The organism is Aquirufa sp. TARAVU-A1A (assembly GCF_054558675.1).
The window spans coordinates 440,599-457,598 of record NZ_JBPXKP010000001.1 but is presented as its reverse complement, the minus strand read 5'-3'; the positions used below and the strand labels follow the sequence as shown (position 1 = coordinate 457,598).

General features: G+C 41.4%; 14 protein-coding genes. 10 read left to right on the top strand and 4 right to left on the bottom strand.

What is annotated here, in order from left to right:
- Nucleotides 1-121: 121 nt before the first annotated feature.
- The 7 genes from V7S75_RS02190 (at nt 122) to V7S75_RS02160 (ending at nt 8,992) form a co-directional block, all read left to right on the top strand.
- The gene (locus V7S75_RS02190) at nt 122-1,078 is read left to right on the top strand and encodes a phytanoyl-CoA dioxygenase family protein (protein ID WP_459511052.1); all 957 of its coding nucleotides are present in this window, start codon (nt 122-124) and stop codon (nt 1,076-1,078) included.
- Nucleotides 1,079-1,200: 122 nt separating this feature from the next.
- Nucleotides 1,201-2,130 (top strand): helix-turn-helix domain-containing protein, encoded by a 930-nt coding sequence (locus tag V7S75_RS02185; protein ID WP_459511051.1) that lies wholly within the window; start codon nt 1,201-1,203, stop codon nt 2,128-2,130.
- The gene (locus V7S75_RS02180) at nt 2,105-3,103 is read left to right on the top strand and encodes an aldo/keto reductase (RefSeq protein WP_459511050.1); all 999 of its coding nucleotides are present in this window, start codon (nt 2,105-2,107) and stop codon (nt 3,101-3,103) included. The genes V7S75_RS02185 and V7S75_RS02180 overlap by 26 nt, the downstream gene beginning before the upstream one ends.
- A 61-nt stretch (nt 3,104-3,164) precedes the next feature.
- Complete coding sequence (locus V7S75_RS02175; RefSeq protein WP_459511049.1) at nt 3,165-3,926, top strand: hypothetical protein; 762 nt, start codon at nt 3,165-3,167, stop codon at nt 3,924-3,926.
- Between the two features lie 4 nt (nt 3,927-3,930).
- Nucleotides 3,931-5,136 carry a multidrug effflux MFS transporter gene (locus tag V7S75_RS02170; protein ID WP_459511048.1) on the top strand — a complete coding sequence of 402 codons (1,206 nt, stop codon included), beginning with the start codon at nt 3,931-3,933 and terminating at the stop codon, nt 5,134-5,136.
- A 200-nt stretch (nt 5,137-5,336) separates the two neighbouring features.
- Nucleotides 5,337-7,943 carry a TonB-dependent receptor gene (locus tag V7S75_RS02165; protein ID WP_459511047.1) on the top strand — a complete coding sequence of 869 codons (2,607 nt, stop codon included), beginning with the start codon at nt 5,337-5,339 and terminating at the stop codon, nt 7,941-7,943.
- 119 nt (nt 7,944-8,062) lie between these two features.
- Nucleotides 8,063-8,992, top strand: a complete 930-nt coding sequence (locus V7S75_RS02160) for an AraC family transcriptional regulator (protein WP_459511046.1) — start codon at nt 8,063-8,065, stop codon at nt 8,990-8,992.
- Here the strand turns inward: V7S75_RS02160 and V7S75_RS02155 are convergent.
- The 3 genes from V7S75_RS02155 to V7S75_RS02145 form a co-directional block, all read right to left on the bottom strand.
- Complete coding sequence (locus V7S75_RS02155) at nt 8,980-9,354, bottom strand: DUF779 domain-containing protein (protein WP_459511045.1); 375 nt, start codon at nt 9,352-9,354, stop codon at nt 8,980-8,982. The two genes, V7S75_RS02160 and V7S75_RS02155, sit on opposite strands and share 13 nt — an antisense overlap.
- Before the next feature lie 54 nt (nt 9,355-9,408).
- Entirely contained in the window at nt 9,409-10,908 is a 1,500-nt protein-coding gene (locus V7S75_RS02150) for an aldehyde dehydrogenase family protein (protein WP_459511044.1), read from the bottom strand.
- Nucleotides 10,909-11,084: 176 nt separating this feature from the next.
- Nucleotides 11,085-11,759 (bottom strand): TetR/AcrR family transcriptional regulator, encoded by a 675-nt coding sequence (locus V7S75_RS02145; protein WP_459511043.1) that lies wholly within the window; start codon nt 11,757-11,759, stop codon nt 11,085-11,087.
- Nucleotides 11,760-11,890: 131 nt separating this feature from the next.
- On the opposite strand from V7S75_RS02145, the gene V7S75_RS02140 reads away from it, so the two are divergent.
- The 3 genes from V7S75_RS02140 to V7S75_RS02130 are packed head-to-tail and all read left to right on the top strand — an operon-like array spanning nt 11,891 to nt 16,212.
- Nucleotides 11,891-13,534, top strand: coding sequence for a peptidase domain-containing ABC transporter (locus tag V7S75_RS02140; RefSeq protein ID WP_459511042.1), 1,644 nt, complete (start codon nt 11,891-11,893; stop codon nt 13,532-13,534).
- Nucleotides 13,521-14,834, top strand: coding sequence for an HlyD family secretion protein (locus V7S75_RS02135; RefSeq protein WP_459511041.1), 1,314 nt, complete (start codon nt 13,521-13,523; stop codon nt 14,832-14,834). The genes V7S75_RS02140 and V7S75_RS02135 overlap by 14 nt, the downstream gene beginning before the upstream one ends.
- Entirely contained in the window at nt 14,824-16,212 is a 1,389-nt protein-coding gene (locus V7S75_RS02130; protein WP_459511040.1) for a TolC family protein, read from the top strand. Before V7S75_RS02135 ends, V7S75_RS02130 begins: the two co-directional genes overlap by 11 nt.
- Here the strand turns inward: V7S75_RS02130 and V7S75_RS02125 are convergent.
- Nucleotides 16,209-16,976 (bottom strand): sterol desaturase family protein, encoded by a 768-nt coding sequence (locus V7S75_RS02125; RefSeq protein WP_459511039.1) that lies wholly within the window; start codon nt 16,974-16,976, stop codon nt 16,209-16,211. The genes V7S75_RS02130 and V7S75_RS02125 overlap by 4 nt on opposite strands.
- Between the last annotated feature and the right edge of the window lie 24 nt (nt 16,977-17,000).

Below are 17,000 nucleotides of genomic sequence, written 5' to 3'. Positions count from 1 at the left end.
TGTCTGATTTAAACCCAATATATCCAAAAATATCAATACAGTGCAAATAGTTGTCAATAAGGCATTAATTGGCAAGCAATAAAATGCAGAGATTTGTCAAAAGAATTTAACCTTACCCGCTATGCAAAACGAAACCATGATTCCGAACAATGCGCATTATGACATTCCCGGAAATCCGTCGACTGCGAAAAGCAGCCAACTATCTTTAAACAATCGACCAAATGGCGAGGCCTTGCGCGTATTGAGCGAGGAAGATTGGACATTTTGGAAACACAATGGCTATATCGTCATCAAACAAGCCGTTCCAAGAGAACAAGCACTTGAAACGGCAAAATTCCTTTGGGAATTCGAAGAAAAAGACCCCAATGATCCGAGTACCTGGTATACGGCTCCGCGGGCTGAAATGAAAATGAAGGAGCTAGGTGGAACGGGCATGGTGGAGTGCTACAACAATCAGCATCTTTGGAATAACCGACAAATGCAACGCGTATATGATGCCTTTGTGGACATCTGGGGAACGGAAAAACTATGGGTGACGATTGATCGTGCGAATCTAAATTTCCCGATTCGCCCGGGCCACGAATATAAAGCATTCATTCATTGGGACTACGATCCGGAAACCAAACCCGTTCAAGTGCAAGGTGTGTTAGCACTTGTGGACCAAACAGACGAAAACATGGGCGGATTCCAATGCATCCCGGAATTATTTAGAAACTACGATACGTGGAAATTGACACAGCCTGAAGACCGCGATCGTTTCAAACCGGACACGACTGGATTTACGCCAACCAAGGTTAAAATGGAGGCTGGCGACTTATTGATCTTCAACAGCCTTCAACCCCACGGTATTCGAGCGAATAACAGCGATCAAGTACGCTGTGCTCAATACATTTCCATGATGCCGGCTGAGGAGGATAATGCAGCTTTGCGCGAATGGCGCGTGAACTCCTGGAAAAACCGCATCGCTCCAGAAGGCTATGCCTTCCCGGGTGACCCACGCAACTGGGAACAAACCAAATATGATACTGCCAAACTCAATCCTTTGGGAGAAAAAATCCTCGGACTAAGCAAGTGGTAATGAAAAGGCTCAAGAAATCTTGAGCCTTTTTTGTTTGATTTATATAAACATCTATTTGAATATTGTATAGAATAACTGGCTTCTCGCTCATACCTTTGTTTGATTAATCCATAAATAAGCACATGGAAAAAATTGAAACCTTAAAGGATTTCTACCAAAACAAATTCAATTGGATTCCCGAAAACTTAAGCAAAGATTGGGGACATTTCAATGTATTTAAACTCGACCCATACATCGGAATTGGTGCGAAAACAGTGCCCTACCGTCGACGTGATTATTATAAAATCACCTTAGTCAAAGGCTCTGGAACGATTTATTACGCAAATAAAATCATTGAAGTCAAAGAGAATGCTATCGTGTTTTCAAATCCATTAGTTCCCTATAAATGGGACTCTACAGAGAATTTACGTACCGGTTATTTCTGCATATTCAACCATGATTTTTTCCAACAATACGGCAATTTTTCGGCTTATTCACTGTATCAACCTTCGGGCACACCTGTCATAGAATTGAGCGATGCTGGGTATGAATCTTTCCAGGTTATTTTTGAAAGAATGTTAGCCGAAATCGATTCCACTTATATCCACAAGTATGACATGTTGCGGAATTTGGCCTTAGAAATGATGCATACTGCCCTCAAATTGGAACCGGCAAATTCCAGTCGATATGCTCCAGGAAATGCAAATCAAAAGATTTCGATGCTATTTCTCGAATTATTGGAACGGCAATTCCCCATCGAAGGGCCACAAAACAAAATCAAATTAAAGACCCCATCTGATTTTGCAAACCAATTGGCCGTCCACGTAAATCACTTAAACCGCGCGGTAAAAGAAACAACAATCAAAACCACGTCGCAACTTATCGCTGATCGCATCAGTCAGGAAGCCAAATTAATTCTATCACATGGAGAATGGACCATTGCTGACATTGCTGAAGCATTAGGGTTTAATGAAATCAGCTATTTCAATCACTTTTTCAAAAAACAAGTGGGCATCAGCCCCGCAAAATTTAGAAATAATATACATCATGGAAAAACGAAAATTAGGGAATAGTGGCTTAGAAGTTTCAGCCATGGGCCTAGGTTGCATGGGCATGAGCTTTGGTTATGGACCCAAAGCTGATGAAAATGACATGATCAAAATCATTCGGGCAGCTGTGGAAAAAGGCATTACCTTTTTTGACACGGCCGAGGTATATGGCCCCTTTATCAACGAAGAATTAGTAGGAAAAGCATTAGCCCCATTTAAAGGCGAAGTGGTCATCGCGACCAAATTTGGCTTTCATTTAGACCCTAACCAAGGATATAAAATGAATGGCTTAGATAGTTCACCTTCCAATATTCGCAAAGTTGCTGAAGCCTCATTGAAGCGCCTAAAAGTAGATGCCATTGATTTATTTTACCAACATCGCGTGGATCTCAACATCCCTATCGAAGATGTGGCTGGCACAGTTAAAGATTTAATCAAAGAGGGAAAGGTCAAACATTTTGGCTTGTCGGAAGCGGGAGCAGCCAACATCCGTAAGGCCCATGCAGAAATGCCAGTAACCGCCTTGCAAAGTGAATATTCCTTGTGGACGCGGGAGCCTGAACAACAAATCATCCCGACCCTCGAAGAGTTAGGCATCGGTTTTGTTCCATTTAGCCCGCTCGGCAAAGGATTTTTAACGGGAAAAATAGATGCAAATACGGAGTTTCATGAAACAGATTTCCGCAGAACCGTACCTCGTTTTACCGAGGAAGCGCGTGAACATAATCAGAAATTGATCAACGTTCTAGCAGGCATTGCGCAAGAGAAAAATGCAAGCCCAGCACAAATTAGTTTGGCATGGTTATTAGCTCAAAAACCGTGGATTGTACCCATTCCGGGAACGACGAAAATGCATCGTATGCATGAAAATTTTGATGCCATTCAAATGCAATTAAGCGCTGATGACATCAAGCAAATTTCCAATGCGACCTCCCAAGTAGAGGTTCAAGGGACCCGGTATTCCGCAGCTGCCATGGAAGCTTTGGCCAAAAGTTAAAATTTTATCCTATTTCACGTACGAGAATCGTACCTTTGCATCTTCTTCTGAAAAACCAATCATGAAATTAATTATATCAATCTGTTTGATCTTACTCGTGCAATTCACGAGTTTGGCTGAAACAGCAACAGATTCCACCAAGAAAGAAATCCAATTCGCTACCTCTACCTTAATCACCAATAACGGAATTTCCATCATCCCTATTTTTACTTTGGGAAAACCCGCTGCGATTATCAACTTTACCGTAGGACGCAAATTGACTTTTGAACCGGAATTCCGCCTTTCTTTGGAAGGGAAACCATGGTCCTTCATCTATTGGTTTCGCTACAAATTAGCCAAAACGCCCAAATTCACTTGGAGTGTAGGGGCCCATCCAGCCATCATTTTCAAAACTATTCCCGTGACCATTAATGGAAACAACGAAGAGGTATTACGCGCTCAGCGCTTTTTGGCAGCTGAAATGTCTCAAAATTACCGCTTCAATAAACATGTTAATCTGGGATTCTACTACTTAGTGGGCGCTGGAAGTGTGGAGAATAAAACGAAGCCTACTAACCTGTTGACCTTGCGCGGAGGATACAATAACATTGACTTAGGCAAAGGGTTTTTAGCGGGTGTAAATTCCCAATTGATTTACTTATTTACCAACGGCGAAGAGGGCTCTTACGTAAACGCAACCTTTACACTGACGCATAAAACAAGCCCTGTCACGCTTTCTTACTTTTATAACCAACCGATTAATTCTGCCATTACGGGAGGAAAAGAACCGGTCTGGAATGTAGGCGCGACTTACGCCTTTAATAAATTATTTACGCTTAAATAAATTCATGACTCAAGCATCAAATCGAACCAAAATCATTTTGGTTCTTGGAATATTATCCGCGATTGGACCCTTGTCCATCGACATGTACCTCCCAGCTTTCAAAAATATTGCAGCGGCATTAAACTGCTCACAGGAAGAAATGGGATATACCTTATCGAGTTTCTTTTTTGGAATTTGTTTAGGCCAATTAATCAGCGGGCCCTTATTGGATCATTTTGGCCGGAAAAATGTGTTGTACATCGGGCTGTCCATTTATGTACTAAGCTCCATCGCATGTGCCTTTGCACCATCTGTGGAGGCATTAACCATCTTCCGCTTGTTTCAAGCACTCGGCGGGAGTGTGGGAATGGTTGCCCCAAACGCTGTGATTCGCGAAACTTTTGAAGAGAAAGAACGTCCAAAAATCATGTCATTAATGATTTTGATTCTCGGCGTCTCGCCCATTTTAGCACCTTCTTTAGGAAGTCTTTTATTGACATTAGCGAGTTGGAAAGCGATCTTCTTAGTCCTAGCCGGCATCTTGTTGGTTATCATCTTCTTGATAAAATCTTGGTTGCCTGAAAAGATCAATCACGAAAAACGAGGGCCGTTTAAGGTTGCGACGATTGCCAAAGCTTACCGCGCCTTGTTCAAGGAAAAGGAATATTTGATTTTTGCCTTTACCGGTGCGATTGGTGCCGGCAGTATTTTTACCTATGTGGGGGGAGCACCCTTAACTTTCTTGAATTATTACCAAGTAAGTGAATCGAAATTCGGCTTGTTGTTTGCCATTGTTGCATCCGGAATTATCTCCGCAAGCCAACTAAATCACATTGTTCTAAAGAAATACAGCAGTTTGCAGGTATTACGTGTGACGTTGCCAACGCAATTGGGACTTGCGCTAATTTTAGCCATCTTATCTAAGCTGAATTTGATGACGATGGAGCTGAATATCTTCTTGCTCTTTTTGATTATGGGTTGTCAAGGTTTCAACTTTCCCAATGTAGCCACATTAGCCTTGCGACCCTTTCATCAAGGAGCAGGTACGGCTTCAGCCATGTTAGGATCTATCCAAATGGCTTGGGGAGCCGTTTGTTCCGTGTTAGTAGGTTTACTTTTCGACGGAACTCCTTTCACCATGGCGATTATCATTTTCGGATGTGCGGCGCTGGCAAATACGATCTTGTTTGGTTTGGGAAGGGGGATTGTGACAAGTCCGGAGGGAAATTAGTCCGGAGGAAATTGATTTAAGTCATCCCTAATTTTAATCAAAAGAATAACGACTCCGGACTTCGGACTACGGACTTTAGACCAACGTCTAAACTCAACATTCCCCACTTTCATCTATACATTCGACCGCTGAGCAGAAAAATTAACAGACTAAAAATTCATCAATGTATCTTTGAGGTACAATATTATTCAATCCGCCTAATGAAAAAATTCATTCTAACTACCCTTGTTTCGATTAGCACATTATTTGCATTCGCGCAAGTTCCAGGAGCTCCAGCCGGAGCCAAAATGCCCGACATGAATCGCGGCCACGTCTATGGAAAAGTCGTTGACGATCAAGGAAAGCCCGTCGAATTCGCATCGGTTGTTTTGTTGAAAACGACGATCGACCCGGCAACAAAAAAACCGAAAGATATTTTGGTGAAGGCCCAACAAGCCGAATTGAATGGGGACTTTAATTTCAAAGAGATTCCAATCAACGTTAAGTTGAAAATCAAAATCAGCTTTGTAGGTTTCACAAATTATGAGGCTCCTATCGCTTTCGCAATGCCTCCCATGGGTGGCATGAAACCCGGACAAGCGCCCGATCCAGAAATGATGGCAAAAATGATGGCTGCCTTCGAAAAAGATTTGGGAAATATCAAATTAGCAACCGACTCCAAAGAACTTGACGCTGTCGTCGTAACAGGTACAAAAGCGCTTGTTGAAATGGATATCGATAAAAAATCCTTCAACGTAGGACAAAACATCGTGACTTCTGGAGGTACTGCGATCGACGTAATGCGTAATATTCCATCTGTTCAAGTGGATATCGATGGCAACGTAAAAGTGCGTAATGCAAACCCGATTTTATTCATCGACGGTCGGCCTACCACCCTTTCCATGGATCAAATCCCAGCCGATATTATCGAAAAAGTAGAGGTTATCACGAACCCATCAGCGAAATATGATGCGTCGGGTAGCATGGCGGGCATCATCAATATTGTATTAAAGAAAAACAAAAAGAATGGTTACAATGGGATGGTGAATGCGGGCGTTAACCGTAGAGGGGGAACCAATTTGATGGGTAATTTCAGCTACCAACAAAACAAATGGAACTTGACGGCAACAATCATGAACATGATGGAGCGAAATGTTTCCAATGGATATAGCGATCGTCAGGCGAACATTGGCGGTATTCAATCTTCCATTTATCAAAACCTTGACAACTCAACGAAAGGCTTCATGCTTTTCCCACGTTTCTCAGCGGATTACGCAGTAACAAATCGGTCAACGATAACTTTAGGTGCATTCTTCGGTGGAGGTGGTCAATTTAGACCCAATGAAACCTTGGACATCACAAGTACTGTGAACGGCGTGAAATCATTCAGCAATCGTTACACGGAAAGTTTACGTGAATTTAAACCACAAGGTTTTCAGTTTGGCTTCAAACACACCTTCCCGAAAGCTGGCGAAGAATTAACAATGGACATGAACTTCTTTGGCGGAACGAATAAAGGGGAGTCGGTGATTACGACCAACTACCTAAACAATAACGCCATTACAGGTTCTCAAATCCAAAAGAACGTAGGAGATGGCAAGAACAAGTTCATCACGATTCAAACGGATTATGTAAAACCCATCAAAAACGAGGGTACGATTGAAATGGGTTTAAGAGCTCAAATTAATGAGTTGGCCAATACAAACACTAACACCTTAAAGCCCGTTGGATCAGAAATCTACAAAGAAATCACATCAGCATCCATCAATTATTCCAGTACAAATGATGTCTATGCGGCTTATGTATCCGTTTCAGGCAAAACAACGGCCTTCTCGTATAAATTAGGTTTGCGTGGCGAGAGTTCGAACTATTCAGGGGAATTGTTAAATACCAAACAACAATTCAGTAACAAGTATCCATTGAGCTTATTCCCTTCCATCTTCTTGAAGAAGGATTTATCGAAAACGGATCAATTACAATTAAGCATTACGCGCCGGGTAAATCGGCCTAATTTCTTCCAAATCATCCCATTTGTTGATTATAGCGATAGCTTAAATATCACCCGTGGAAATGCAAATTTGGTGCCTGAATTCACAACATCTGGCGAACTTTCTTATAGCAAGACAAAAGGGTCAGCAACATTCTTGTTCTCGGGTTATTACAAATACACGGACAATTTGATTACGCGTTATTACAGCAAAGAAATCAACCCGATCAGCGGCAAGATGGATTTGATAAATACATTTATCAATGCGAATTCGAGTATTAATTATGGGGCTGAGTTAACGTATACCAACAAGTTTCAAAACTGGTGGGATTTTACGGCTAACGTGAACGTGTATAATTCGAAGATCAACACAAGCAACATTGAAGGTTCAGGCGCAGTAGCCGATGGAATGTGGACAGCCTTTGGTAAGATCAACAACAATTTCATTTTGCCGAATAAATGGGTGATTCAATTATCAGGTGATTACCAAGGCAAAACGAATATGCCAGTAAGTCAAAATCAAGGCCAAATGGGCCCTCCAGGCATGCAAGCTCAAAGTTCTTCTCAAGGTTATGTTGAGCCGTATTTTGGAATTGACTTAGCGATTAAAAAGTCCTTCTTGAAAAACGATATGGCATCATTGACATTAGCATTCAATGACATCACGAAATCACGAGGAAATACACGCGTTTCCTTAGGAGATGGATTTACGCAGACATCGTATCGGATTTCAAATCCACAGCAAGTGCGTTTAACTTTATCCGTACGTTTCGGGAAGTTTGACATGAGTCAAATGAAACGAAATAATAACAGCGGGGCTGATATGCAACAAATGCAATAAGGAACAACTAAATAAGATTTAAAAAACGGCCCAATTGGGTCGTTTTTTTTTGAATATTTTAGAATTTAATTACCTTAGTAATCAATCTGTTAACCTATTTAAACGCCTCGGCTTTTCACATGCTAAAAGCTCAGAAAGTTGTCTTAGATGCGCCAGCTTTGACGCACGAAAAATCATTAAAAACATTGGTCGAGAATCGGACCATATACAACTTGGATCATTGTGAGCTCAACCTCTTTGAGACCTATCAACAGGCACATAGGGTTCCTTTGGCTTTTAATGATTTAGTCGTAACAAGCATGTTACGCGGCAAAAAGGTTATGCATTTATTCGAAGACCCAGCCTTCGATTACCTACCAGGTGAATCCGTTATTATTCCTGCAAATGTGGAAATGAAAATTGACTTTCCGGAAGCTGAGCTTGACAATCCGACCCAGTGTTTGGCATTAGCGATTGATAACAAAAAGATTGTGGATACACTCGATTTTTTGAATGAACGCTATCCAAAAGAAGGGAAAGCGAATTTTTGGCAATTAGACGATCGAAATTATTTCTTCTACAACAATGAGGACTTAGCACTGACAATTAATAAACTCATTCAAGTTTGTCAAAGTACCTCGATCACGAAAGATGTATTAGCCGATTTAGCCATTCAGGAATTATTGATTCACATTATTCAAACGCAATCGGTCACAGCAATCGAAAAAGGCTTCGATTTGACACCAAACCCTATTTTGAACAATATTTTACTGATCGTTCGTCAGAACATCGGGCAAAAAATAAATCTAAAATTAATTGCCAAACAATGCGGCATGAGTCCGGCGACCTTGTATCGGATGATTAAACGAGAATTAGGCATCAGCCCAATTGAATTAATTATTCTTGAGCGGATCAAGCTCGCAAAATCATTGTTGAAGGATCAGACGATGTACATCAAAAATGTCTGTTACGAAGCAGGCTTTGAAGATGCCAATTATTTTATTCGGGCGTTTAAAATGCACGAGGGAATCACACCCAAACAATACCAACAATTAAATCAATCTAAGTAGCGCAAAGGCGTTAAGTTCTCGCGTTCTTCCTCGGTAAACAAGCGCGATTGCGTGATAAAGCGTAAACCCATCGGGATTTCGAGTGAAAAGGATGAACCGCGACCTGGGACAACATCAATGGTCAATTGGGTGTACTGCCAATATTCCTGTTGGTCTTTACTCATCCAAAATTCACAATCGGCAATTTCACCTAAACAAACATCCGAATTGCCTATGATAAAATCGCCCTTTTCAAAGCACATGGGTTGTGAACCATCACAACAGCCCCCACTTTGGTGAAACATAAGCGCACCAAACCGAGCTTGCAATTGCTCGACAACGAGTTGGGCCTGATCAGAAATAATGACGCGAGGTGTTTTCATAAAAATAGTCGCAGGATAAGATACCCTGCGACAAATGAAATATAAGAAATCAAATTAAAAGAAACCTAGCTTTTTCTTATCGTAAGAAACAAGCATATTTTTTGTTTGACGGTAATGGCCCAACATCATTTTATGCGTTTCTCGACCGAATCCAGACTTTTTATATCCTCCAAAAGGAGCATGCGCTGGATAGGCATGGTAGCAATTCACCCAAACGCGACCCGCTTGAATCGCACGAGGTACTTGATACAATTCATGAGCATCGCGTGTCCAAACACCCGCGCCTAAGCCATATAAGGTATCATTTGCAATTTCAATTGCCTCCTCCGTCGTCTTAAACGTCGTTACACAAACCACAGGTCCAAAGATCTCCTCTTGGAAAATCCGCATCTTGTTATGTCCTTTAAAAAGTGTCGGCTGAATATAATAGCCATTAGCTAAGTCCCCTGGCAACTTTTGAACATCTCCCCCACAAAGAACTTCGGCTCCTTCCTCCACACCCAACTTCAAATAGGATTGGATTTTTTCGTATTGGTCATTCGAAGCCTGCGCACCCATCATCGTATTAGAATCCAATGGATCACCCATTTTGATTGCCTTTGTTCGTGCGATAACCCGACTCATGAATTTTTCATAGATACTTTCATGTACCAAAATACGCGACGGACATGTACATACTTCTCCTTGATTCACGGCAAATAAAACAGCCCCTTCGACGGCCTTGTCAAAGAAATCATCGTCGGCATCTGCAACGGATGGGAAGAAAATATTTGGCGACTTTCCTCCTAATTCCATCGTTACAGGAATCAAGTTTTCAGAGGCATATTGCATAATTAAACGCCCAGTCGTTGTTTCTCCTGTAAAGGAAACTTTCGAAATACGCGGCGATTGTGCCAAAGGTTTTCCAGCCTCAGGACCAAAACCTGTCACTACATTCAATACACCTGCAGGAACAATATCTTTGATGATTTCCAATAAACACATAATCGAAGTAGGTGTTTGCTCAGCAGGCTTAACAACTGTACAACATCCTGCGGCCAAGGCTGGCGCAATTTTCCATGTAGCCATTAATAAAGGGAAGTTCCATGGGATAATTTGACCCACAACGCCAATCGGCTCATGCAAGCAAATACTTACCGTATTTTCGTCGTGTTCTGAAATCGTACCTTCCTCAGCACGTAAACACCCCGCAAAATAACGGAAATGATCGATAACAAGCGGCAGGTCAACATTCACCGTCTCGCGGATGGGTTTGCCATTATCAATCGTTTCAACCGTTGCCAAATAGCTTAGGTTTGCTTCGATGGCATCTGCAATTTTCAATAAAATTGTCGAGCGGTGATTGACTGAAGATTTGCCCCACGTTTCAAAAGCTTTGTGAGCGGCATCCAAAGCTAACTCAATATCTTCCGCACTAGATCTCGCGGCTTTGGCTATTAACTTCCCATCGACAGGGCTATAATTTTCAAAATATTCTCCTTTAACGGGTGGGACGAATTTGCCCCCAATGAAATTGTCGTAGTGCGACTTAAATGTTGGTCTTGCGTTTGACATAATTAAGGTATTTATAGGTTAACAGATTTTCGCGTTTGCTTGAACAAAACTACCCTAACCTATATACACCCAATAGTATTATTTCGTCAAATAATAGCACTTTGCAATCAGCGCCAGCAATGAACCACAATCAAAATATTAAAATTTTAAATTTTTTTGAAATCGGAAGGAATAATCTAATTTGACAATACCTTAAACAATAAGTCTTTTAAATATTGCTCCACAAATGATTCCTTAGGCAAGTCCTGTACATCCGTAAGCTTAGGCAAAAAGGTACTGAAAAATAGCTGCGAATGAGCTGTCTCAATTAACGTTGTACTCAAGGAATGTGGAAATGGATATGCAGGCTGGTAGGCCTTAATTAAATCTGAAATCCGCGCGCACAAATCTTTATAAGGCTTAAATACCTCATTTTCATTGATTTCTTTGACCTCTTTCACCAGGTAAACCTTGCTACTTTCTGAAATGACAATTTGATGCAAGAAATTTTTATTGTAATCTGATTGCCCAAAACGTTCTGGCAATTCCCTGGTAAACAACTCCACCACACGTTCAAGTTTGGCTCGTAAATCTTGGATCGGTTCAAGCTGTACAACCACCAAATATTCCATATACGACCAATACCAATTTAGGATGTATAGCAATAAACGATGCTTATTTGTAAAATAGCGATAGATCGAAGCTTCTGTCGTATTCATTTCTAAGGCCAACTTTTTAAACGTAAAATGTTCAAATCCAACCTTGTAAATTAATTCAATCGCATGTTTGACAATCTGCTTCCCTAATTCAGTTCCATCCGGATCCCGTAAATAAATATGCTCGTTGACCTTAAAACTTAATGAATAATCCATGGTTATATACATTTAACCCGACAAAAATAGGCGATAATAATACTATCACAAAATATATTTTAATTTTATTTGCAATAGTATTACTATTATTTAAAAAAGTATTTTTAGTTTTGTGCCACAACCGTTATAACATGACACATTCAAATCCATTATCGCGCATCGCTTCATTGGTAAATCTGCATAAAAAGGAGGTTACATCCATTTACCTCTTCTCCATGCTCAGTGGTTTGATCAACTTAAGTCTTCCGCTAGGCGTACAAACCATCATCGGTTTGGTCATGGGCGCGACGATGGTCAGCTCCATTTATGTCCTTATTTTCTTAGTTGTGTTGGGCGTGTTTTTAGTTGGCCTCCTGCAAATCAATCAAATGAAAATTATTGAAACGATACAGCAGCGGATATTTGCCAACTACGCCTATGCCTTTGCGGATACGATTCCTCGTTTAGATTTAAAGCAAATGGATCACTACTTCATTCCAGAAAAAGTGAACCGCTTTTTTGATACCGTAAACATTCAGAAAGGCTTTGCCAAATTATTGCTCGACATTCCGATCGCAAGTGTTCAAATCCTCTTTGGTATTGTATTGCTAGCATTATATCATCCCTTGTTTATTCTTTTAGGTGTCATTCTGTTCATCCTGCTTGTGCTTATTTTAAACTATACGAGCAAAAAGGGGATTAGTACAAGCATCGAAGAATCGAATTATAAATATGAAGTGGTCGGCTTCTTCAATGAAATGGCGCGGACACTAAAATCATTTAAATTCAGCCAAGGGTCGGATCTAAATTTTGAAAAAACGAATTCACACACGCGAGGTTACCTACAGGCACGCACCCAACATTTCGAAGTACTGTTGTTCCAATACAAGTCGCTTATCTTTTTTAAAGTGAGTTTAACGATTTTAATGCTCACATTGGGTACCTATTTATTAGTCGAACAACAACTAAACATCGGTGAATTTATCGCTGCCGAGATTGTCATTTTGATGGTCATCGGGGCAGTCGAAAAATTAATCACAAGCCTAGATAGCGCATATGATGTAATCACGGGCCTTGAAAAAATCGCGAGTGTCACTGAGAGTCCAACCGAACAATCTGGGAAGCTTGATTTGGATGTCCAAAAAGGACTAGACATTCAGATGACCGGTTTTAGCTTTTCATTTGATGCTGATCACAAGGTGCTTGATTCGATTTCCTTACGCATTAAACCTGGCCAAAAGGTGAGTATCTCTGGTCCTGAAGGCTCCGGAAAATCAATTTTGCTTCGGATGTTGACAGGCAATTACCAAGACTTTCTAGGCAGTTTCCAAATCAACCATTTTCCAATTCAAAACTATAAATTACAGAGCCTACGCAAGTACACAGGCGTATTGTTGCATGGCCAAGAAATATTTGGCGGTAGCCTTTGGGAAAATATTAGCCTAGGCCAAAAAGAAATCACCCCAGCGTCCATTCTTCAAAAGGCAAATGAACTCGGCTTTGACGACCTATTACACCATTTTCCGGAAGGATTTGACACAATCATCGAACCGATCGGGAAGAAAACGCCACAAACAATCATTCGCAAAATCCTGATTCTTCGCGCGCTTTGTGGGGATAAAAAACTCCTATTACTTGAAGAACCTTGGGAAGGTCTTGATGCTCAAACGGCCGAAAAAATCAAAAAATACCTAATCAATCGCCCCGCGGATACGAGTGTGATTGTCGTATCGAACGACACAGATTTTAACAAATTGACAGACCAACAAATCAACATGCACCATGGAAAAATTTAATGCATTTGACCACATCTACCAAGAAGGCAAAAGCACGGCAATTAAACCTTGGCTGATTGCTTTGCTGCTCATTACTTTGGGACTCATCTTCTTGCCTTGGACGCAAAATATCCGAAGCAAAGGACATGTGACCAGCCTCTATCAAGAGCAAAAACCACAAAAAATATACAGCCCGATTGCGGGTAAAATTAGCCAATGGTGGGTGAAAGAGGGAGATACCGTACAAGCGGGAGATACATTGGCCAAAATCACCGAAATCAAAGGCGAGTACCTCGACCCGAATTTAATTTCCCGGACTCAAGAGCAACTCCAAGCGAAAAAGGAATCCATGCGTTACTATGAACAAAAAGTAACCGCCACAGACGCGCAAATGGACAATTTGCGTAACGCAAAAACCTATAAGCAAGAGCAATTGCGCAATAAGGTCAAGCAGCTCCAACAAAAATTAGTGGGCGAAAATGCCGAATTAGTCGCAAGCCAAAACGACTATAATTTAGCCAAAGACCAATTCGAACGGAATCAAAAAATGTTCCGGGAAGGGCTGATTTCGCAGACGCAATTCCAACAACGAAATGTATCCATGCAGAACGCATTGGCGAAAAAAACTGTTGCTGAAAATAAAGTCAATCAAACCCAACAAGAAATCACGAATACGCAGATTGAGCTGAAAGGCGTAGACCAAGAATACAGCGAAAAAATCAATAAAGCGGAGAGTGATCGTTTTCAAAGTTTGAGCCAAGTGGAAAGCAACCGTGGTGACGTCGCAAAACTTGAAAACCAAGTAACGAATTACACGATTCGTAATGGGATGTACTACATCATCGCCCCGCAAGCAGGTCAAATTATCCAAGCACAAAAATCGGGTATCGGGGAAATTATCAAAGAGGGTGAAGATTTGTTGACCATCGTTCCCGACAATAATCATGTAGCCGTGGAGATTTTTGTTCGACCGGTGGACTTGCCTTTGGTGGCCTCGGGACAGGCGGTCCGACTGATATTTGATGGATACCCTGCGATCATCTTCGCAGGCGGATGGCCTGATCAGTCTTACGGAACCTTTGCCGGAAAAGTATTAACGGTCGAAAATACGATTAATGATTCAGGACTATTTCGCGTTATTGTTGTCGAAGATCCTAAGGTTAAAAAATGGCCCAAAAGACTTCGTATTGGAGCAGGTGCTCAAGGAATTGCGCTATTAAATGACGTACCGCTTTGGTATGAATTATGGCGAAACATCAACGGATTTCCGGCGGATTATTACAGCGGAAAACCAGCTAAAAAGCAAAAGAATGAAAAGTAAATTGTTCTTATTACTTATCGTCTGCTCAAGTAGTTTCGGGCAACAAAAGAGCCTGAGCTCCTCGGAATTTTGGCAAATTGTGCAGAACTATCACCCCGTTGTGAAGCAGACTCTGATTGACATTAAACAATCAAATGCGTCATTAACCATGGCTAGAGGCGCATTTGATCCTGTTTTACAGCACTACAGTACGCAAAAAACCTTGGATGGAAAAAACTACGTCGACTACCATGCCCCGGCATTGTCGATCCCAACTTGGTATGGAATTGAACTGAGCGCTGGAATCGAAAACATTCAAGGTACACGTTTGGACCCAAGCCAAACCATGGGTCAAACTAGCTACCTGGGTATTCAAATTCCATTGGCGAAAAACCTCGTGATGGATAAGCGAAGAGCCGCACTCCAACAAGCCAAAATCATGCAGAAAATGGCCATTCAGGACCAGCGTGCTGAGCTCAACAAGCTACTGCTAGATGCGATGGAAAGCTATATTGCTTGGGTTAGAAGTTACCAGGTTTTACAACTGGTCGAGGCAAATTATCAGAACGCTTCTAAGCGACTAGACTTTGTACGGAAGAGTGTCGAATTTGGCGACAGGCCCGCTGTAGATACTCTAGAGGCGCTGACACAAAAGCAGACATTTGAAAATATTCTGAGTGCGAAGGCGCTTGATTTCGCAAACGCCCGACTGAGCCTTTCTGCCTTTTTATGGACAGGAGACAATCGCACCGTTGACTTAAGCGAAGAGGTAATTCCCGCGGCAAACGAAGAAATTCGCCTACTTGCAAATGCGGATCTTAACCTAGCAAGTCTGCTGGAAAAAGCAATGCAAAATCACCCAGAGATCAATAATTACCGAAACAAATTGGATGTCCTAGGCATCGAAAAGAAACTAAAATTTCAAAGCCTACTTCCTAAAATCGATGTAAGTTATAATCATTTATCAAAAGGCGGTCCCTCACTTTACGGCGCTACATTTTTGGAAAACAATTATAAATATGGCATCAAGTTTGAACTGCCCCTTAGGCTGTCAGAAGGTCGGGGCGCATACCAAGCAGCCAAACTGAAGTTGGAAAACGAACAATTAAACTTAAATCAAAAGCAGGTACAGGTCACAATCAAAGTGCGTAATTATTACAATCAATTTGAGGCCTTACAAAAACAAATTCGAACGCAAGAAGCTGCCGTGGCAAATTACCAATCACTTGTCAGAGCCGAAGAATCCCGGTTTGAATTGGGAGAATCTTCCTTATTTTTGATTAACAGTCGGGAAATGAAATCACTGGAAGCAGCGGAGAAACTAGCCGACCTGAAAGCCTACTTACAAAAAACTACTTTTGCTTTGCAGGCAAGTGCGGGAGTTCTGTATGAAAATTAAGATGTTCGACTTTTGACCTGTTCAAAAGCCTCCTCATAATCTGATCGCATCGTGCCCATGATCCGGTCCCAGAACAATAAGTATAGCCCGTAATTTCCAGTGAAATATTTGTGATGCTGGTTATGTGCAACGGCCGTATTCACCCAGCGTCCCACGCGTGTCGTGCTAAAGCCTTTGGGATACAATTCCCAGCCCAAATGTCCATATATGTTGTAAATAATGGAAAACAAGAAGAAAATGGGCACATGTGTTACGTGCATCGGAATGCTGAAATAGAACAAAATGATAATTCCATTTTCCAAAATCGCCTCCAGGGGATGAAAAGCATAGGCCGCCCACGGTGAAGGATTCGTTGATTTATGATGCACTAAATGAAACCATTTGAATAAAACAGGATGGTGCATCACGCGATGTATCCAATAAAAATAGGTGTCGTGCAGGACAAACATGATCGGGTAAGCAAGCAAGTAATAAGTCCATCCGTAGGTGGCAATGTCCTTGTAAATCGTCGTATAGGGCCGAATGGAAGGGTTAAAAACCACAACTGTCACGATGCCAGCGAAAATGCACATGCTAGAAAAAGAGAAAAGAATTTCCCTGACATAGTCTTTCGTCGCAGGAAAACGAACTTGGATTTTCTGTGCTGCAATTCGATTCCGAAGGATAAAATAACAGAGTAAAAATGCCGCGCCTGCCAACAAAAAATAGCGACTACCTACTTTGTTAAGAATTTCAAGAAATTTGTCGAGGAAAAAATTCATCATATTTAAGTATTGAATGGGGGGCTC